Below are 18918 nucleotides of genomic sequence, written 5' to 3'. Positions count from 1 at the left end.
CGATGCCCACGAGTGGCAACTGGCGCTGGCAGCACTCGAAGCAGGGAGACAAGCATGAGCGATACCACCACCAAAAAGCCGCGTTTGAAGACGTCTGCGATGATCGCCTCGATAGCGGGCGAAGGACAAGTAACGCGTTCCGCACCATTCGGCCATGCGTTGGCCAAGTTAGCGCGGGAGAAGCAGAATGTTGTCGGTATGACGGCCGACCTCGGCAAGTACACCGACCTGCACATCTTCGGCAAAGAGTTTCCAGAGCGCTACTATCAAATGGGTATGGCCGAGCAACTGCTGATGGGGGCGGCCGCCGGTATGGCGCACGAAGGCGCTCAACCGTTCGTCACGACCTACGCCGTGTTCGCGACTCGCCGCGCGTATGACTTCATGCATCAGGCCATCGCGGAGGACAACCTCGATGTGAAGATCATCTGCGCACTGCCGGGCCTCACGACGGGCTACGGCCCGAGCCACCAGGCGACCGAGGATCTCGCGGTCATGCGAGCGATGCCCAACATGACGGTGATCGATCCGTGCGATGCACTCGATACCGAGCAGATGGTGCCCGCGATCGCCGCGCATAAAGGGCCAGTGTATGCACGTCTGCTGCGTGGCAACGTGCCTGCTGTTCTCGACGAATACGAATACCAGTTCGAACTCGGCAAGGCCAAGCTACTGCGCGACGGCGCGGAGGTGCTGATCATCTCGTCGGGCATTATGACCATGCGCTCGCTCGAGGTCGCGAAGGCGCTGGCGGCGGACAAGATCGGAGTCGGCGTATTGCACGTGCCGACCATCAAGCCGCTCGACACCGAGGCGATCCTGCGCGAAGCGAAGCGCACAGGCCGCATGGTTGTGGTAGCCGAGAACCACTCGACGATCGGAGGACTTGGCGAAGCGGTCGCGACCACGTTGCTCACGGCCGGCGTCACGCCGATGTACCGTCAGATCGCTCTGCCCGATGAGTTTCTCGCTGCGGGTGCGCTGCCGACCTTGCACGATCGCTATGGTATCTCGACCAGTGTCATGGCCGACACCATCAAAGGCTGGCTTGGCAACTGATCCCAAAGCGACGAGGACCGGTGCGTCGTTTTACACGGCGCACCGTGAATCGTGTGGCAAGTGTGAGCAGAGGATGACTCTCGCCGTTGGCGCACGGCACACAGATGGACAGACACGATATGTCTGCAGCATCCGCTGGCGAAGCCGGTAAGTGAATGAATGGCTGTTGTTGCTCCGGCAACAGACAGCGCGGTGGGATGTCGGCAAGCGGCCGGTCAGGGTCGTCTCCGGTCTTACGAGTCGCGCGGAAACGGACACCCGCTGAGCGCGGGGGCAAGAAAAGGTTGCCGTTGACTCAGTGGCCGGCAATGCGGCGACCGAGTTGCACGGGCTAATTACCCCGATGACTCCGAGGCCTGACTCCGATGTCGCCCTTCACCAGTTCAGTTTGAGGCCCGACTCGGTCGCGCGGTGTCGGTCATCGTCATCGGCGTGCAGGTACTGACTGGTGGTCGAGATCGATGCATGGCCGAGGTTATCGCGCACGTATCGCAGATCGACTTGCCGATCCATCATGTGTGAGCCGGCAGTATGCCGCAGCCAGTGCGCCGACGCCTGCCGCAATCGTTCGGCGGCCCGCTCGGCGGGCTCACCGGTGAGCGCAAGATTCGCGACCGCATTCTCGAACACCTGCTTGATGACGTAGATCGAAGGAATAGTGTCACCGGCGTCGTGTCGTCGTTGCCCAGTGCGACAGGACGAGGCGCGGGCATGTTGACACTTTTCCTGATGGTCCGAGCGAGAGAATTCTGTCAATTCGCATAAGTCCGAATGAAAATCGTCACTCGACCTCCTAGACTTCGAATCCCGTCCCTAAGGTCTTGATCTCATGGGGAATTCGCTGCCAATCCCGCAACCGCTCGCGCTTGCCCGGCCCCGCGGTGCGCATCGCTTTGAGGCGTTCAGTCTGAAGCTGGCAAGACGGGTGACGTTGTATCGACATGTCGCGCTTCAGCAATGGGTGCTGCTCGAGGCAAACTCGACGGTAGAGGCGTTTTGCGAAAGACCCGGGTTTGTCATCATCGGCGGACAGCAAATCCTTGCGGACTTCTGGGTGCGTTATGCGGACGGACAGGAGTTAGTTATCCTTAGTGAGGCAGCGTCTGCGTTTGACGCGGTCTCAAATGACGGCGGCACGCTCGATATGCAGGGATTGTCTATCCGGCGTGTCGAGTCGGCCGAGCTGCTCGCCTCACGTGTGCGGATCAACAACTGGCGAAGCATGCTGCCGTGCCTGGTTGCCAACCGCAGACTGCTCGCGCGCTCCCTGTCGGAAACTATTGTGAGACTCCTCAGTCAGCCCAGACGGCTGGCTGATATCGAGCGTCAGCTTTCGTCCGGCGATCCCGTGCTCGTGCGGGCAAGTCTGTTCAACCTACTGCGCGAGGGAAGGGTGAGCGCGCCGGAGCTTCATTCCCACCCCCTGTCGCTGCTCACGACGTTGTCGCCGCGGAGGCGAAATCATGAGTCGCCGTACTGCGCAACTCCAGGCAATCGATGTGAGCACGTGGTCTACGGTTGCTTATACGCAGTTTGACGATACGACGCGACATATGTTTGAGAAGCGCGTACAGGCTGTGATGGCGTATGTGCAAGGCGGGTCGGTCAAACAGATCGAGCACTCGACAGGAATTGATCGTCGCCAGTTGTACCGCTGGCTCGAACGTGCCGGAGCAATTCATCCGGACGGGCAACCCTTCGGCTTTCGTGCCCTTCTTCGCTATGTACGCTCTACAGACTACGTTCGCACGCGCACCGTTCCCGACAGCATTGAGCCGGGCGGAGCGGCGGGTGCGTTCTCACAGCTTCTGGAGCGCTGTCCTGTGCTGTCGGACTGGTTGCACCAGCAGATCAGGCAACGCAAGGTGTGGCTCGAGGAGGTGAGTTCGGAAGGCGCGTTGCGAACTCGAGTTCGCGGTTTGGAGGCGCTGCATCAGAACTTCCTGCGTCAATGCCGGGCGGTTGGGCTCAGTGGAACAGATTATCCGCTCAACACGGGTGAACGCAGAATCCGCTCGCTTTCGCGACATCTGAAGGACGAACTGTTGCGCAGCTTCGGCAACGCGGCGCGTTCGGCGGGCGCTTCGCACCTGAAGGGCTTGCCGCGCCAGGACGGCGAGGTGCGGACACTCGCGGCGACACGCCCATACCAGACGGTCGAGTTTGACGGGCATCGCCTCGATATCAGCTCAAGATCGTCGTGCACGATCCGCTTGGCTTCGTGCAGGAATTCGAGATGGAGCGCGTCTGGCTGCTGGTCATCATCGATGTGTGCACGCGGGCGGTCCTCGGGTATCACCTAGTGCTCGCCCGTGAGTACAGCCGCTACGACGTGATCAAGACGATCGAGAACGCCCTCGAACCTCATCGCGCACGCAGGTTTTCTATTCCGGGGCTCGCATATGGACCGCACGACGGATTTCCATCGCAGCGGCTTCCGGAACTCGCCTACGCGACGTGGGAGTGAATCCGCCTAGACAACGCGAGGGCGAACCTGGCCAACGAAACGTTGACAGCGCTATGCGAGTTCGTCGGCTGCCTTGCCGACGCAGGGCCGAAATACAGCCCGGATGAACGGCCATACATCGAGCGGTTCTTTGGGACGATTGCAAGCCGATTGTCGGCCCGTCTGCCCGGTTACACGGGTTTGAATCCATCGGACCTGCGGCGTGCGCTCGCGAATGCCAGGGGTAACCTGCGTCTGTATGTGTCCATAGACGAACTCGATGAGTTGATCGAATACGCCATTGCGAACTACAACGGCACGCCACACAGCGGTCTGAACAACGTCACCCCGCTTGAGGCGATGGAGTATTTCGTGCGGCGCAAGCAGACGCTGCTGACCTGGCTTGCGCAATATCATCGCCGCTCATTGTGTCTGATGCAGTCTGCACGGCGGTGTCGTGTTTGCGCCTACCTGGATCAGGGCGTGCGTCCGCGTATCAACCTCCATACCGCACGCTATACGAATAGCGTCCTGGCATGGAGCGCACATCTGATCGGCCAGGAAGTCCTCGTCTATCTGAACGCAAACGATCTACGCAGCGTGCGGGCGTTTCTGCCTGACGGCACGGAACTGGGTGAACTCGATGTGCAGGGGCTCTGGCGGATGATTCCGCACAATCTCAAGCTACGGCGGGAGATCTGTAGGCAAATGCGCATTCGTCGTCGTCGCGGGTAGTCGATACCAATCCGATTGAGGCGTATGTGAAGGAGAAGTTCGAGCAGGCGAAGAAGAGCCGCAAAGCTGCTACGGAACTGGCTCACACGATGCGATTGATCACGTCAGCGCAAGCGGGAGATCTGCCAGTCGCGCCGGCCGTCCCCCATCCTGAGCCGGAATCGTTTGAGTCATTGGGGCCGGTGCCCGACACTCGGTCGACGGAAACGTCTGAAGACCGGCCACCCGCCACATGTGCCCGTCCTCGAAGGCTTTCAATCGGTACTGGTCAGGTCTTTTAACGTCGTGTTCGTGGGAGGCATCAATGTCGCTTGAGATACCGCGTCCAGTCGATCCGTCGCTGCACCCGCTTGTGACGGGGAATTACCGTATTGCAACGCCAGCGATCGAGGCGTTCTACGAACTGGTTGTCCGATGCCTGCGCTACCGGATCATGGGGCGCTTATCTACGGCCCGTCGCGCATTGGCAAAACCCGGGCAATCGAATATGTGCGGCTGCTGCTGGCGCGCAACTGTCCGCGGATGACGAGTTATCACGCGCAGTGCGAGCACAAGCCGCGGCATGCCGAAGGGCCGTTCTTTGCGAATCTACTGGAGGCTGTTGGTGACCCGGATCCCAATGCCGGCTCGAATCCTTCAAAGCGGATGCGCCTGACGCTGAGGATCCGTCAGGCAGCATCAATCGCCGGCAGTGGGGTGGTATTGCTTTTTTGCGATGAGGCACAGCGCTACGACGACAACGAATACGAATGGCTGCGTGATGTGCATGACGCTCTGGACCGGCAGCAGATCAAGTTGTTCACATTCCTCGTTGGCCAGCAGGAGTTGCTCGCGCAAAAGACTGCGATGCAGGTCGCGGGCAAGACGCAGATCGTCGCGCGTCTGATGGTCGAGGAGTTGGCCTTTTATGGCATTCGCAATGCACAGGACGTGGCGACATGCCTGAACGGCTACGATCAGACTGCCTACCCCGAAGGCAGCCAATGGAGTTTTACCCGCTTCTACGTTCCGCAGGCGTTTGATGCGGGATATCGACTGGTCAGTGACGCCGATACTCTGTGGAACGCATTCGAGACGGCGCACCACAAGGCCAATCTGCCGGGGAAGCTTGGAATCCCGATGGAGTCCTTCGCACGCGCGGTCGAGATAGTGCTCAAGGATAGCGAACTGAAGGACGCACGGGGCTATTGCCCGGACCAGGTCCTGTGGGACCATGCGGTGAGGCATTGCGGCTATGTCCAGTCACGTCATGCAACCGGACGCGTCCTCGTTGCCGCCTCGTAACGACGGGCTGCTGAGAGAGCCGGCGTTCCCAATTCTCACGCTCGACGAGCGCCGGCTGACGCCGGCCCTGGGTTACATGTTCAGGAAGGGCTGGCTCTATCCGTATGAGTCACTGATCTCGATCCTGTGGAAGTTCGAGACTGCCAACGCTCTCTCGGGTGTCGTTGTAGCACGACTCATGGGGCTGGAAGTCGATGCTTATGAAGGGGTTGCCCCGCGTCGAGGGTTAGTGGATGTCGGGCGGCTGCAGGAGAGCCTCGGTTTGCCCGCAGAAACGCTGCGGACCTCCTTGACGGATCCGCTCGGACACAGACGCTACAGCAACGTGTTCCGTTACTGTCGTCGCTGTCTCGCTCACGGCTACCACAGTGTTGTGCACCAACTGGAAAGACTGAGCGTGTGTCCTGCCCATCATCGCGTTCTCGAATCAAGGTGTTGGCGCTGCGGGTGTGAAGCACCATATCGCGTGAATGTCCAGCTTCTTGAAGCGCGGTTTCACTGTGCATATTGCTATGTAAGTCATGGCGGAACGTGGACGCCGGAGAACGCTCAAGCGATGAAACCGGAGCACCGCAGTGCGTTCACACGCTGCTACCTTGACTGTTGCCTGGTTTGAACCTGATCTTCGCAAGGGGCGCAACGCTCCCGTTTCGGCTCACCGATTGCTTCAGGTACGGATACGTCGGGAGCCTTGCATCAACCGCAGACATCCAGATCTCGACTGCGTCGTCGCCAGTCTCGAGCGGTGACACAATTCTTTCGGTGGTAAGTATTTGAACAACTGGCGCATTTCCCGGGTCGACGTTCGGGCGCCCGTAGTTGACAGAATTCCTCGCACAACGGAGACAGATTCCCTTCGTTCTACGGGAAGGCAAAGCTTGCCGCCTAATTCACGCCGACTCATGCATGGGTCGGCGTTCTTTCCTATACGAAGTGATCGTCCGAAGAGCACTGTCGCGCGACAATCTGGATGAGAGAGCGTTCTCATCTTGAATGACGCGCAGCAGAGCACCAACTTTTTAACAAGTCGTGGGTTTCGCTGGTATGCGACGCCCGCGTTGAAGACTTGATTGCCTTTGGGGCCTTGTTGCAGGCGCATGAGAGCGAGCGGTTGCTTTATCGGTCGGTGGGTTGGGTTGAGCGACCCGCAGTTACAGTGGGACGTACCGGTACAGCGCGAAAGCGCGGCGCCGGGAGCTGCGCCTTACCGCCCGCTCACAGCTTCCGCTTTGTCTCGCTTAATTTTTGGAACTAGCGCCGCTCCCCTCACGGGGCGGCGTTTTTTCTTTTGGGCGCTGGATTTAGCGGCGTTTCAAGTGAATCGAGATTGCTGCGCAAATGCAGGGCCAGCCGAGCACTAGGAACGCGACCAGCAGCGGCCAGCCAAGGTCATCGAGGAATTTCCATGTTGCGAAAGCGATCCCTCCGAGAACCAGAAGCGACACGAACGCGGTGCCGATCCTCTTCGCCAATGGGGAGCGGATGCCCGCGCTGGTACAGGGAGAAATTCGACTCACCTCCTCCGACGCCAACCCGCTTTAATCACGGGATCCGTTGATGGCCAATTGAACGGCCTTGATCAGAATCTGGCCGTTGAAGGGCTTGCGAAGGTAAGCGATAGCGCCGGATGCGAGTGCCTGCTCGCGCAACCCGATTTCGTCTCGTGCGGTCATCACGATGACTGGAATGCCGCTGTCGGCCAGTCTGTGGTGGGCGTCTAGTCCGGTAAGGCCGGGCCCTCCGATGTCGAGCACGATGCAGGCCGGACGAAATGAGGGAGTTAAGTCTATCATTTCGAGGAGTTGGTCAACGGCTCTGAACGTTTCCGAGGCGAACCCAGAGGAACGAAGCAGCCGCTTGATGGCGCGACATACCTGTTCATCGTTGTCCACAACCACAACAAGCGACTTGAATTTGCGCATCGCGATACCCAGGTACAGGACGGCGTCTCGAAAGCCGGACCCGCGCTAAATTCAGAGTTGGATCGGTGCGTCGCCTGCTGATAATGAACCTTGGTCCAAGACACTTGAAACCTGAGAAATACGCGTCCGCGTACGTTCCGCGCGTTGCCTCGCGAGGTTCGACTAGCGTGGGAAGCTAGGTGTATCGACAAGGGACATTCTGCTTGACTTGGTTGTGCACTCCACCTGAACTGCGCTGAATGGAGGAGCATGCCCGAGGAACCCCTCGCGCGCTCTGGCGTTTGCTCTAATCGTCCCCCTTCAATGTATTGCTTCAACGCGCCGTACACAGAGGCATCGATTTTGACCCCTGAGTCGCTGACGCGCCTCAGCGGCTGATCTTCGTGATCTTTTGGCCCTGCATCCCCATACCGGCCATCAGGCCTTCCTGATGAAAGAGGAACGCGTAGACATCGGATTGCAGCGTAGTTGTGGTCAGTGACCTGGCAACTCCCTCATCCACGACCACGATGCTCGGTCCGATGCCGACAGACCAACCGTCCACACTATCGAGATACTTCCTGGCGTTATCGTTCATGAGGAAAATTGCTTCAGAGAACTCCTGTACACCTGCCTGCAGGCCATAGGAAAGCGCCGATGCATTGTAGTAACCCAGTACCTTTCCGTCCGAGGCGAACATCACGCCGTCGCCGGCCTGAGCGCCGACGACGAAGCCAGCCTTGATCAGATTCGGGAATACGAGGACAGCTTTGGCCTGGTATTGAATGTCCTTGGCCTTGGGCGTTGATTGAAAGAGCTTCGCGAGGGTCTCGCGCGCCTTCGCCTCCAATGCCGGGTCGTTGCCGACTTTTGAAGTTTCCTGAGTTGAACACGACGCCGAGAGCAGCAAGAGCGGGGCGATAAGAATGAGCAGAAGATACTTGATCATGACGCGCGCTCCATTCGGAAAGCCGTGTGTGGGCGAGGTTTCTGCGCAATTTTTCTCGGATCAGTTCAATACGTGTGATCTAAGAAAAGCGCTCGGATATGCGTGAATTAGCATCTGACGCATCATTGGCGCCCCGCCAGCGTATGACGGCATGTCGCCTGCGCATATTGGACCATGGTCCAATACCGGCGCGCGGGCCGATTTCCTAGTCTGCCTATGACGCATGGGTAGATCGCTCGTCGCGGGACGATTTTCGCCATCGAGATCAGAGGCAGGGAATTCGTTGGTACCGACTGGCGACGATCAACACACCCGGCTGGCGACGATGACCGTGAGCATGCTGACGAATGCATACCTCAGGCGAAGCGCTCTTACACCGGACGCACGAAGGAATTTGAATATGGCCTGTCCCGACTATTCCGCTCTGGTCTTGAGCCAGCGTGAGTTCTTCTTGTCCGGCGCCACGCGTCCAGCAGCGTGGCGCCGCGCCCAGCTCGAAGCAGTCAAGGCGCTCTTCACCGAAAATCACGACGAATTGTGCGACGCGCTGTGGAAGGACCTGCGCCGCAATATGAACGACGCAGATCTGATGGATGTCGCCTATTGCGCCAAGGAAGCCGAACATGCGCTGAAACATCTCGGGACGTGGATGAAGCCCACGAACGAGCCGATGCCGGCGGTGTTCCGACCGGGTCATATCGTCGTGCATCGCGATCCGCTCGGCGTGACACTGATCATTGGCGCCTGGAACGAACCGTTCATGCTGACCTTCGGGCCGCTGACGGCGGCGCTCGCGGCAGGCAATACCGCCGTGCTAAAGCCATCTGAAATCGCAGAGAACTGCGCGGCGGCTGCGGCGCGTCTGGTGCCAAAGTATTTCGACCCGCGGGCGGTCGCGGTCGCCGAAGGCGGCGTGCCTGAGACCACCGCGCTGCTCGCGCAGAAGTGGGACTTGATCTTCTTTACCGGCAGCCCATCGATCGGAAGGATCGTGCATCAGGCCGCGGCCAAAAACCTGACTCCTTGCGTGCTCGAACTCGGCGGCAAGAACCCGACCATCGTTCATTCATCGGCCAACCTGAAGGTGGCGGCGCGTCGCATCGCCTATGGGCGCTTCTTGAACTCCGGCCATATCTGCACCGCACCTGACCACGTACTCGTGTGGCCCGACGTGAAAGACGAGTTCGTGCAGCGCCTGACCGAGACGATCCACGAGCTCTACGGCGCCGATCCTCAGCAGAGCCCGGACTACGGACGCGTGATCAACCGCCGTAACTTCGACCGTCTGGTGAGCCTGCTCGGAAGCGGCAAGGTCGCGGTGGGCGGACAGAGTGACCCGGCCGATCTATACATCGCACCGACCGTGCTGGTGGATGTCGCGGTCGACTCGCCGATCATGCAGGAAGAAATTTTTGGCCCCATTCTCCCCGTGCTCGAAATCAGTTCGGTCGAAGCCGTGGTTGAATGGGTCAACAGCCGCCCGAGTCCGCTCGGCCTGTACGTGTTTGCCGACGACAATGCCGTGGTCGATCGGATCCTTGCGGCTACACGTTCCGGCGACGCGGAGGTCAACGACTGTGCCATCCATCCGTTGTTCCCCGAACTTCCGTTCGGTGGTGTCGGAGACTCGGGGATGGGCAAGTATCACGGGCACTGGGGCTTCGAAGCTTTTACCAATGCGCGCGGCGTGCTGCATCACAGTACGCTAGTCGATCCCGGTGTGCGTTACCCGCCCTACACAAAACACGGGTTCGAGCGCGCGATCGTGAACAAGCTGATGCCATAGCGGGATCTGCTTTCTCCGCGAGGGTGAGCAAATGTGGGCTCGGTTGGTAGCGAGAGGTCCGGACACCGGACCATGGGCCCATCTGAGTGGAAGTGAGTGTGGAACTTGACCCTGTCATCCTGCCGCGCATCCAGTTCGGGTTCGTCATCAGCTTTCATATCATCTTCCGAGCCTTCACCATCGGGCTGGCGGCATGGCTGGCGACGGGTCGATACCGTCTTCACCGCGAGCACGCCCCATTTGGTGCCGAACTTGAAGGCCGTCGCCATCCCGGTGACCACACCCATGCGGAAGGACACAGCGAAGATCGGCCGCCAGAAGTCGAACACCCTGCGGTACGGCGTGTCGTCGCTTATGAGCCTCGGGACCCTCGATTCACTCGTCTTCCCGGTTGCCGTGATCGCGGCGGTGGGGACTGCTGTCATGCGCGCACGGGCGCGACGCGACGGGTTGGCGTTTGCGCTCACGGTTTTATTCGTCGTGGACTCCCACCTGGCGCTCGGCGTGATGTTCTGGCCTCACGGTTCCGTATGCCAACATCGTGGGCAAGGCCGCGGCGCCGGAGCCATCGCTGAGGTTTCTGTTTTAAGGGGGGCGTGGGGGCCGGCAGTGCGCGCGCTCTATACCGCCGGCGCCTACTAGGTGTTCCGGGGCAAGGTCCTGCAAGGACCTGAATGACCGAAGCGCTCCTCGCGGCGCCCGCTCGATACACAAAGGTCGAATGCAGACGGGTCAATGATTGCTGAGTAAGACGTGGGAGGTCACCTTCGATGAAATGCGCAATGCTGATAGTCGCGATTGCTGCGTTGGTGACAGCTACGCCAACTTTTTCGCAAGTGCAAAATCTCTCGGACGATTCCTGGAAGTTCGAGGCCACGCCTTATTTCTGGGCCGCCGGTGTCGAGGGATGGTCCCGCATAGGTGCCAACACGCCCACCGCGTATTTCGACGCGGATTTCTCCGATGTGTTCAGGAATCTCGACTTCGGTGCCATGGGCTCGTTCGAAGCACGCAAAGGCCGCTGGGGGATCCTGTTCGACGGAATCTATATCAAGTTTTCGCAGAAATCCGATCCGTTGCTGGGAGGTGCCCTAGGCACGGAGGACCTCAGCGCGAAGCAGACAATACTTCAGCTCGCTGGCGCATACCGGGTGTTTGACGGCTCGTCGTTGGCGGTGGATGTGCTCGCCGGGGTACGATACACGTATGTCGACGGCGATATTTCGCTTTCGGCCAGCAGTTTGTTGCCGAATGGACTGAGTCGAGGCGACCATGCGAGTTGGACAGACGGTTTCGGAGGTGTCCGCGCTGTCTTTGCCCTCACAGACAACTGGTCATTCACGGGGTATCTCGACGGCGGGGCGGGAGGCACCAAACACTCGTGGCAGCTCCTCACATCTGCGAACTACGCCTTTTCCAAAACCTTTGTCGCCAAGGTCGGTTATCGAATATTGAGCATGGACTACGAAAAGCCCGATTTTCTTTACAACATGAAGACGAAAGGGTTCTTTGCGGGCGTAGGTATTCGGTTTTGACTCTTGTCGGACCTGCGCACGACCTCAGGCCGTCCGCAGTTGATGGCTGATTTCACCTCTAGCAGTTTTTCCACTTCCATGAAAAAGCGGCTAATTTATACGCCAACTCTACTTATCGGGTTAAACATGCTATCGCTTTCGGCTCCGTCCAGCGCTCATGAGCTCGAGTCTCAACTCGATTGCCGATCGAGCGCGCACGAATTCATCTCGGCGCTCCTGACCAACCACGAAATAGATTCGAATCCAATCAGGGTTGAACGGAACTCGGTCAACGCCTTCCGTCCGACGCCCGGCGTCAAGCTGACGGCATTTGGCTTTCGCGTCCACACCGTCCTCGGATACCAGCGCGACGATAGCCAGTTCAAAGAGGGAAGTGGCGAGCCCATTGCGGACTCGGCGTACGGCGTGGTGGTGATCGGTTCAGCAGAGGCCGTCGAAGCGCGGCTACGTGACGCCCGCAGCAATGCTGTCGTTCGGCAGGTGGTGCCGCTCATACTGACCGTGATTTTCTGCCAGTGACGCCGAATACGTCGTCGCTATGCTGGCAAGAACACGTGTTCGATATGCACATTCTCGAAGCGCATACTTCACCCACGGAAGCCGTGCATGCCTGCGCATCTCCCCAATTCAATTGGACCATGGTCCAATACCGCAAGACGCAATGTGCAGTCTATGCTCTCTGGCAAATCTGCCGACGGCTTTAGCATAAGAATGCGCGTCGCCTCGTTAATCGATCAAGATCGAGGCGCAAAAGGGACAATGGCGGGTCGCCTAACTTGATTTACCCGGCTCGATTGATTGCGCATGTTTCCACATGCATGGCATGGCGCGCTCGCCCGTGAACAGGGCTGCGCGAGTTGCTGTAGGTAGTCACATCGACCAGCGCCCGCGAACGGTCGTGGACATGAAACGAATAATACCCGCGAGAAATCTTCGCTCGCTCGTCGATCGCGAGGTGTCCTCATGCAGCGCGTCAAGACCGTTCTTTCTGCCACCGCTTCGCTGACGCCATCGCTTGTCTGCGCCGGTCTGTTCGCCCTCTTCCTGACGCAACCTGCAACTGCCCAACCCGGAGACCAGATCATTTATCTCGATCAGGGGTGGTCGCAAGCTGAGCGGGAAATGTACTATCAGATATCCCAGGGGTCGAGTGTCATTTCATACGACATCTTCCTGAATCTCGAAGCTGCAGGGAGCCAGGGTCTTTTCAGGTCGGATGAAAATAGCGATCGCTATGGCCTGATCCCGCAGCCCGCCAATCCGCGCACCAACCCGGACGCCCTGCCAATCGGGTTGAGCAAGACGGTGATCGCGCAAGGTCGATGGAAGGGCGAGCACATCGGTATGACTTGTGCCGCCTGTCATAACAGTCAGTTGAATTATCAAGGGAAGCGACTTCGTATCGACGGCGGTGTTGGCAATACCTTTGACATGATGGCCTACGTCCATGCTCTCGATGATGCGTTGCAGGCGACCCGGGCCGACACGACGAAGTTTGATCGTCTGGCTGCGCGACTTGGTGCGTCGAGTGCCGACGCCAAAGCCGAACTGCGTAAGCGCTTTGAGAGCGATGCCGCACGCGTGCATGAATATCGGACGCGCAGCCTGGTAACCCCAGTGCCCTGGGGTCCAGCCCGCATCGACGCCATTGCTGCGATCGTCAATCGACTAACGGCCGACCAGCCAGGTATTCCAGAGAACTGGTCGACTCCGCTTGCACCGACCAAGCCTCCCTTTCTGTGGAATGCCCCTCAGGGTTCATGGACGCAATGGCGCGGCGTGCAACAGGACCCGATCCAACGCAACCTGACCGAGACAATGGGCGTATTCATGCCCATGGACTTACGCTCCAAGTCGCCCGAAGAGGGGCTTTTCGACGCAAATGCGGCTCTCCTTAATCTTCATCGCATCGAGGACGCCTTACAGCGCCTCGCACCACCCCAGTGGCCGGAAGAGGTATTGGGGAAAATCGACCGCAAACAAGCCAGTATGGGCAAGGCACTATTCGGCACGCACTGCGCAGGTTGCCACAATGCTTGGCCCTATACCTGGACGGAACCGAACAAGTACGGCAAGCGTTTCATCGAAGTTGGGCTGGTGCCGGCGAAATATGTAGGCACGGATCCAGGGCAATTTGAAGATTTGAGGCCCTTTGCGATCACAGGTCAGCTGAGCAGCCAGTTGCCGCCCCCGTATCAGGGTAAAGACATCGTACCGACGGGCGTTCTTTACGAAGTATTGCAGAAGCGGATTCTCGCCAAGGCGTTGACGCAGGTCAAATTGACCGAAGCGGAGGCCATCGAACTTCATGGCTATCGAGCCTTCCCACTCCCACCGCCTCCAAGAGGCGTATATAAGGCAGCTCCGCGTGATGGGGTATGGGCGACACCGCCGTTCATGCATAACGGTTCTGTTCCGAATCTATATGAGATGTTGATCCCGGCCAAGGAACGCACGAAGAAGTTCTATGTCGGTCGGGAGTTCGATCCGGTCAAAGTCGGGCTTGACACGAGCGGGAAGTCTGGGACTTTCCTTCTCGATACTTCATTGCCTGGCAATTCGAACGCCGGCCATTCGTTCGAGAATGGCCCCCGCGGAAACGGCGTGATCGGCCCGCTGCTGACCGATGCGCAGCGCTGGGCAGTCGTCGAATACCTGAAGTCCATTCCCGAGGAAGCAGGGCGAGTCACACCGTTCGGCGGCCCACCCAACGCGCGTAGCGGTCATGGGAAGTGGGCAGGGCCGTGAGCCGCACCATGAGCCGCCCAGCATCACGACACCTGAATCGTTCATTGTCGGAGCAACGTGATGTCAGACCATGTAGACGGGCCGAGATCGATTGGCGATCCCGCCATCGACCTGTCCGATCTGTTCGCATTCGCGAGCCCCGAGAACGCCGCGCGTACCGTCGTTGCCGCTTGTGTGTTTCCGTCGGCGGGTACGAGCGCGATGTTCTCGAACGCGGTCAACCACTCGATCGTGATACGACGGGCCTCCGTGGGCGGGCTGGGCAACGCCGCGAAGTTCAGGACGGGCAGTGAGGAGTTTCGCTTCAGCTGCCGGTTCGGGCCCCTCGAACAGGGGCACGACGGCGCGAAGCCGACGCAGCGCGGCGCCTGCACCTTGCCCGACGGCCAGACACTGCCATTCACCGTCAATGACGAAAAAGGGGTGTCCACTCCCGACAACACCTACCGCGTCTATGCGGGCCTGCGCTCGGATCCATTCTTTCTTGCATGGATCTTCGCCAGCATGAAGAAGGTTCCCAACCTGCTGCAGCACGACAATGTGCTCTGCATCGTCATCGAGTTCGACACACGCCGCGTGCTCGACCCCACCAAAGGTTCCCTGTTCGGTTTGATTGCCGAGACCAGCCCTCTGCCGCATGCCGGCAGCCTGATCGGGCACGATCCTCCGCGATTCGACTGGGTCGGACGCCCGGAACAGACCAACATGCGTCTGAACAATTCCGCGATGAAAGGGACCGACGATCTGCGCGACCTGTGGAATCAGCAGACGCCGTTTGCGATTTCCGAGCGACTCCGCCCTGTGTTCCGCGAGCGGATGCTCGACAGCCTGACCATATGGGACATGCGCGACGGCAAGGCGCAATGGGCGCCTGAGGCGCTCGCCGCCAGCGCCGAAGTCTTTCTCGACGATTTCTTGCTGTTCGACGTCGCCAAGCCCATCACGGATACGAGCTTTCTCGAGATCGAGAAAAGCACGCTCAACGGGCGGCCCTACCAGACGGGCGGCGGCCGCACGATCGATGCGAACGTCATCGACATTCTCCTCACCTGGATGGTCAATCACGACCAGGGAGCGTTCCTTCAAGGCGGGGCAACAGGTGCGACCCGGCCTGGGACAAAGGTGTTTCCTTATATGGCTTCCCCTAATATGGAACTTCAAACCGTGGCCGACAGCGTCGACGTGTCCGCCCCTCCGGATCAGGTATGGGCCTTGGTCGGCATCTTCGGCGGCACGTGGCATCCGTTGATTGCGAAGATACAGGTGACCGGCGCCGGTATCGGCCAGTTGCGAACGATCGAGACAATCGACGGCAAGCAGATCGTCGAACGGCTGGAAGCGATCGACAACGACCAGAGGCAGTATCGCTACACGATGGTCAGCGGCGTTCCGGCATCCGATTACACCGGAACGCTGGACGTCAAGCCGAAGGGAACCGGCAGCACTGTCACGTGGCGCGTGCAGTACCGGGCAGACGGACAACCCGACATCATCGTGAAGACCGTCGTGACCACGTTGCTGAAAACCGGTCTCGACAGCCTGAAGTCACGCTTCGGTGCGCCGAAATGATCGAGGCACCGGATCTCGAAGCTGATCTGCCGCGAGCGACCGCGGGCGACATCGCCGTCAACAATCTCATGAGCGCCTGCGAGCGGTCATGGAGCCAGTTCTGGCAAGCGCGCGAGCGGCCGGGTATCGCGGAGTACATCGTCGAGCAGGAGCACTTGAAGGCGCAGTTTCTTGGCGACCTGGAAGCGCTTGACCGGCTCGATGCGCTCGCCGATGAACTCGAACGCGTGGATCCGGAATCGGTGCGCACGGCCCTCATCCGTGCGCAGGTCGCATCCATGGCGCATCGCTTCGCTGAAGCAACGCGCTGCCTTGAACTGGCTCGCTCTCGTGGCGCGGCGGCGAGTGATGTCACCCGCCTGTCGTTGAGCATCGACCAGGCCTGCGGGAAGGGGCTCGAGGCGGTACTTGCGGCCCGGCGCCGGACGGCAACGGAGTCCGGGCGTCTGGAGGACCTGGTGCCACTGGGAGCATTGCTCGCCGATCTGCGCGAGTTCGATGAGGCCGACCGGATGTATCAGCAGGCGCTGCGGGCATACCAGGATGTGTCGCCGTTCGCGCCGGCATGGGTTTGTTTCCATCTCGGTGCGTTATGGGGAGAGCTCGTGCCGGAACCACAAGCGAGCAGGGCCGCGCAGTGGTATCGCCGGGCCATCAACTATCTGCCGTGCTATGTGAAAGCCCGCGTGCATCTGGCGGAAATCCTCCTCGGTGACGGCTCAACCCCAGATGCGCGAGCGCTGCTGACGCCGGTTGTCTCGAGCGGCGATCCGGAGGTGCATTGGAGGCTCGGCGACGTGCTGAATGCGATGGGGACACCTGCTGACGCCGATGCGCACATCGACGCCGCGCGATCCGGCTTCGAGCGCCTGCTGGGCAGACACCTGCTTGCGTTCGCGGACCACGGCGCGCAGTTCTATTCCGGCAGCGGCAACGACGCCGGCCGCGCGTTTGAACTCGCGACCATCAACGTTGCAAATCGTCCGACGTTGAGGGCCTTCGAGCAGGCGCATGCAATTGCTGTCGGTGCCGGCGAACGGCAAACTGCGTCGAGGCTGTGCGGTGACGCGAAAGCGCATTGGGGAAAGACAGCCGCATTTGACTTGTCATCGCTCGTTACATGTCGATGCGATCTTGTCGAGTAGGAAGTGGCCTCGATCGCGAACCGCGTGTCGAATGGAGCAACGGCTGCCAGAACCCATGTTGCGATGACCATTCGATCGTCACGGCGATACTCACAAAACGGATGGAGCAGGCACATGAAGATCGGCCGAAGGGCTTTCATACTGACTACGGCGCTTTGCGGCGCAGCGCCGGTGTTTGCGAAGCTTCTGTCACCGTTCGAAGCGGGGCGGTCAGGCGAGTCGCCGATGCCGGAACAACTGGCATCGATGCTGACTGCCGGCGCCACGGAAATGAACGGCGTCGAGTTCAGGATCGACGGATGGAATCGTCATGATGGAGATGCGGTCGGCGAATCTCCGACAGCAATATGGATCAGCATCAATCAGTCGTGGCGATCCGGCTGGAGATGATCGAATCCGCGACATCGCGGCCTCACGCCAAGAGGATCATCGAAGCATGGGACATTTCGCGATCGCTTTGCTCGCGTTCGGGTGCGTGTTTGCCAGCGCGCTGATCGGCCTGTACCTGAGCGACATGCTTCCCGAGCACCACCTGAGCGGGGGCTCGATCGATGTTCTGAAACTGGCGACTGGCGTCATCGCGACGATGGCGGCCCTGGTGCTCGGACTTCTCATCTCCTCGGCGAAGGGGTCGTTCGATACGGTCAACCATGAACTCGTACAGAACGCTGCCCGGGTGATTCAGCTGGATCGCACGCTCGCCCAATACGGACCCGAATCGAACGAAATTCGCGAGTTATTGAAACGCGACTACCTGGCCGTCGTCCACCTCCTCGCCTCTGGCGACCCGACTACAGAAGCAAGCCTTGGGCGCTCCGATGCAGTCAGCCGGATGGACGAACTACAGCGCCGGATAGCGGGCCTGTCTCCTCGCAATGCACTTCAGACCCAGCTTCAGGCGAATGCAGTCAGACTCGCGAACGAGGTGTTTGGCACGCGCTGGCTGGTCCTGCTCCAGAAGGAAGGTTCTGTGCCGACGCCGCTATTGGTCGTGCTCGTCGCCTGGCTGAGCGTTGTATTCGGCACCTTCGGCCTGTTTGCTCCGCGTAACGCGACGATCTTCTCGGCACTGATGCTGTGCGCGATTTCAGCCTCCGGAGCCATTTATCTGATTCTTGAAATGGACAGACCACTGGACGGGACCATCGAGATTTCGCTCGCACCGTTGCTCGACGCTGCCGCCCGGCTTGGCCGATAGGCGCGCTTGCTTCAGGACCCGTTTGCGGCCATCGCCAATCCTTTTTTCCACGCTGCGTACTGCGCTATTGGACCTTGGTCCACTAGTGGCGTCTCCGGCGCCCGGATAGTCTTTCAGATAGGGCGATGATGCCGGCCGTGTGTCTTGAGGCGAGACTCTTTCACGTCAGATTCACGACAGGCGTTGACGATGGCCAAGTCCGACTACGCGGCTTTGATCGAGATTCTGAAGCTACAGCGCAAAGGACGCGCTTATGCGGGCGCGTACTGATCAGGGAGCGTGACATGCTCGGATTCGAACTCGGGTTCTGGGATTACGTGACATTTGCCACGGGATTCCTTGCGGGCGGTGCGGGGATCCTCACCTACATCTGGATTGCCGGCTTGCCCGGGCGGATCGCGCTCGCACGCCATCACCCGGAGGCCGAAGCCGTCAAGCTGATGGGCTGGGCCGGACTGCTGCCCACGGTATTGCCGTGGATTCAGGCATTCATCTGGGCCTTCAAGCCTACCGATGTCATCGATATCCGGCGCTTCCCGCGCGAGGAAGCGCGGGCGATCGAG

At 59.7% G+C, this 18918-nt stretch carries 16 protein-coding genes and 2 pseudogenes; 14 read left to right on the top strand and 4 right to left on the bottom strand.

The window, feature by feature from the left end; genetic code table 11:
* The first annotated feature begins 54 nt into the window (after window positions 1-54).
* Window positions 55-1059 carry a transketolase family protein gene (locus BG61_RS35005; protein WP_035942792.1) on the top strand — a complete coding sequence of 335 codons (1005 nt, stop codon included), beginning with the start codon at window positions 55-57 and terminating at the stop codon, window positions 1057-1059.
* 375 nt (window positions 1060-1434) lie between these two features.
* On the opposite strand, the gene BG61_RS42440 is transcribed toward BG61_RS35005, so the two are convergent.
* Window positions 1435-1815 carry a tyrosine-type recombinase/integrase gene (locus BG61_RS42440; protein WP_081868292.1) on the bottom strand — a complete coding sequence of 127 codons (381 nt, stop codon included), beginning with the start codon at window positions 1813-1815 and terminating at the stop codon, window positions 1435-1437.
* Window positions 1816-1888: 73 nt separating this feature from the next.
* Between BG61_RS42440 and BG61_RS41570 the strand changes: the two genes are divergently transcribed.
* The 4 genes and pseudogenes from BG61_RS41570 (at window position 1889) to BG61_RS34985 (ending at window position 5524) form a co-directional block, all read left to right on the top strand.
* Window positions 1889-2596 carry a hypothetical protein gene (locus BG61_RS41570; protein ID WP_233469256.1) on the top strand — a complete coding sequence of 236 codons (708 nt, stop codon included), beginning with the start codon at window positions 1889-1891 and terminating at the stop codon, window positions 2594-2596.
* The gene (locus BG61_RS45125) at window positions 2523-3362 is read left to right on the top strand and encodes a helix-turn-helix domain-containing protein (protein ID WP_411776678.1); all 840 of its coding nucleotides are present in this window, start codon (window positions 2523-2525) and stop codon (window positions 3360-3362) included. The genes BG61_RS41570 and BG61_RS45125 overlap by 74 nt, the downstream gene beginning before the upstream one ends.
* A 206-nt stretch (window positions 3363-3568) precedes the next feature.
* Window positions 3569-4240, top strand: a complete 672-nt coding sequence (locus BG61_RS45120; RefSeq protein WP_411776679.1) for an integrase core domain-containing protein — start codon at window positions 3569-3571, stop codon at window positions 4238-4240.
* A gap of 304 nt (window positions 4241-4544) precedes the next feature.
* Window positions 4545-5524, top strand: a pseudogene (locus BG61_RS34985) (AAA family ATPase).
* A 1538-nt stretch (window positions 5525-7062) separates the two neighbouring features.
* Here BG61_RS34985 and BG61_RS34975 read toward each other — a convergent pair.
* Window positions 7063-7446 carry a response regulator transcription factor gene (locus BG61_RS34975; RefSeq protein WP_035942788.1) on the bottom strand — a complete coding sequence of 128 codons (384 nt, stop codon included), beginning with the start codon at window positions 7444-7446 and terminating at the stop codon, window positions 7063-7065.
* A 367-nt stretch (window positions 7447-7813) separates the two neighbouring features.
* Entirely contained in the window at window positions 7814-8374 is a 561-nt protein-coding gene (locus BG61_RS34970) for a lipid-binding SYLF domain-containing protein (protein ID WP_035942787.1), read from the bottom strand.
* Between the two features lie 400 nt (window positions 8375-8774).
* Between BG61_RS34970 and BG61_RS34965 the strand changes: the two genes are divergently transcribed.
* The gene (locus BG61_RS34965) at window positions 8775-10160 is read left to right on the top strand and encodes an aldehyde dehydrogenase family protein (protein WP_035942785.1); all 1386 of its coding nucleotides are present in this window, start codon (window positions 8775-8777) and stop codon (window positions 10158-10160) included.
* Between the two features lie 290 nt (window positions 10161-10450).
* On the opposite strand, the pseudogene BG61_RS44400 reads toward BG61_RS34965, so the two are convergent.
* Window positions 10451-10585 (bottom strand): annotated as a pseudogene (locus tag BG61_RS44400) (hypothetical protein); the annotation flags it as partial.
* A gap of 357 nt (window positions 10586-10942) precedes the next feature.
* Here BG61_RS44400 and BG61_RS34955 point away from each other — a divergent pair.
* The 8 genes from BG61_RS34955 to BG61_RS39555 form a co-directional block, all read left to right on the top strand.
* Window positions 10943-11695, top strand: coding sequence for a porin family protein (locus tag BG61_RS34955; RefSeq protein ID WP_051673008.1), 753 nt, complete (start codon window positions 10943-10945; stop codon window positions 11693-11695).
* A gap of 42 nt (window positions 11696-11737) precedes the next feature.
* Entirely contained in the window at window positions 11738-12214 is a 477-nt protein-coding gene (locus BG61_RS34950; protein WP_233469258.1) for a hypothetical protein, read from the top strand.
* A gap of 444 nt (window positions 12215-12658) precedes the next feature.
* Entirely contained in the window at window positions 12659-14443 is a 1785-nt protein-coding gene (locus BG61_RS34945) for a di-heme-cytochrome C peroxidase (protein WP_035942782.1), read from the top strand.
* 60 nt (window positions 14444-14503) lie between these two features.
* Window positions 14504-16012, top strand: a complete 1509-nt coding sequence (locus BG61_RS39560; protein WP_051673007.1) for an SRPBCC family protein — start codon at window positions 14504-14506, stop codon at window positions 16010-16012.
* On the top strand, window positions 16009-17157 hold the full coding sequence (locus BG61_RS34935; protein WP_035942781.1) for a hypothetical protein: 1149 nt from the start codon (window positions 16009-16011) through the stop codon (window positions 17155-17157). Before BG61_RS39560 ends, BG61_RS34935 begins: the two co-directional genes overlap by 4 nt.
* A 114-nt stretch (window positions 17158-17271) precedes the next feature.
* Complete coding sequence (locus BG61_RS34930) at window positions 17272-17547, top strand: hypothetical protein (protein WP_035942780.1); 276 nt, start codon at window positions 17272-17274, stop codon at window positions 17545-17547.
* A 46-nt stretch (window positions 17548-17593) separates the two neighbouring features.
* The gene (locus BG61_RS34925) at window positions 17594-18355 is read left to right on the top strand and encodes a bestrophin-like domain (protein WP_035942778.1); all 762 of its coding nucleotides are present in this window, start codon (window positions 17594-17596) and stop codon (window positions 18353-18355) included.
* A gap of 284 nt (window positions 18356-18639) precedes the next feature.
* Window positions 18640-18918, top strand: a 279-nt coding sequence (locus BG61_RS39555) for a DUF3302 domain-containing protein (RefSeq protein ID WP_051673009.1), incomplete at its 3' end; no start/stop codon positions are given.

Origin of the sequence: Caballeronia glathei, assembly GCF_000698595.1 — a bacterium.
Lineage (GTDB): Bacteria > Pseudomonadota > Gammaproteobacteria > Burkholderiales > Burkholderiaceae > Caballeronia > Caballeronia glathei.
The sequence above is the reverse complement of the archived record's forward strand: the minus strand, read 5'-3'. Positions and strand labels throughout refer to the sequence as shown.

Coding starts and splice junctions, on each gene's coding strand:
- BG61_RS35005 (WP_035942792.1), top strand. CDS start 55: ATGAGCGATACCACCACCAAAAAGCCGCGTTTGAAGACGTCTGCGATG.
- BG61_RS41570 (WP_233469256.1), top strand. CDS start 1,889: ATGGGGAATTCGCTGCCAATCCCGCAACCGCTCGCGCTTGCCCGGCCC.
- BG61_RS45125 (WP_411776678.1), top strand. CDS start 2,523: ATGAGTCGCCGTACTGCGCAACTCCAGGCAATCGATGTGAGCACGTGG.
- BG61_RS34975 (WP_035942788.1), bottom strand. CDS start 7,446: ATGCGCAAATTCAAGTCGCTTGTTGTGGTTGTGGACAACGATGAACAG.
- BG61_RS34970 (WP_035942787.1), bottom strand. CDS start 8,374: ATGATCAAGTATCTTCTGCTCATTCTTATCGCCCCGCTCTTGCTGCTC.
- BG61_RS34965 (WP_035942785.1), top strand. CDS start 8,775: ATGGCCTGTCCCGACTATTCCGCTCTGGTCTTGAGCCAGCGTGAGTTC.
- BG61_RS34955 (WP_051673008.1), top strand. CDS start 10,943: ATGCTGATAGTCGCGATTGCTGCGTTGGTGACAGCTACGCCAACTTTT.
- BG61_RS34950 (WP_233469258.1), top strand. CDS start 11,738: ATGGCTGATTTCACCTCTAGCAGTTTTTCCACTTCCATGAAAAAGCGG.
- BG61_RS34945 (WP_035942782.1), top strand. CDS start 12,659: ATGCAGCGCGTCAAGACCGTTCTTTCTGCCACCGCTTCGCTGACGCCA.
- BG61_RS39560 (WP_051673007.1), top strand. CDS start 14,504: ATGTCAGACCATGTAGACGGGCCGAGATCGATTGGCGATCCCGCCATC.
- BG61_RS34935 (WP_035942781.1), top strand. CDS start 16,009: ATGATCGAGGCACCGGATCTCGAAGCTGATCTGCCGCGAGCGACCGCG.
- BG61_RS34930 (WP_035942780.1), top strand. CDS start 17,272: ATGAAGATCGGCCGAAGGGCTTTCATACTGACTACGGCGCTTTGCGGC.
- BG61_RS34925 (WP_035942778.1), top strand. CDS start 17,594: ATGGGACATTTCGCGATCGCTTTGCTCGCGTTCGGGTGCGTGTTTGCC.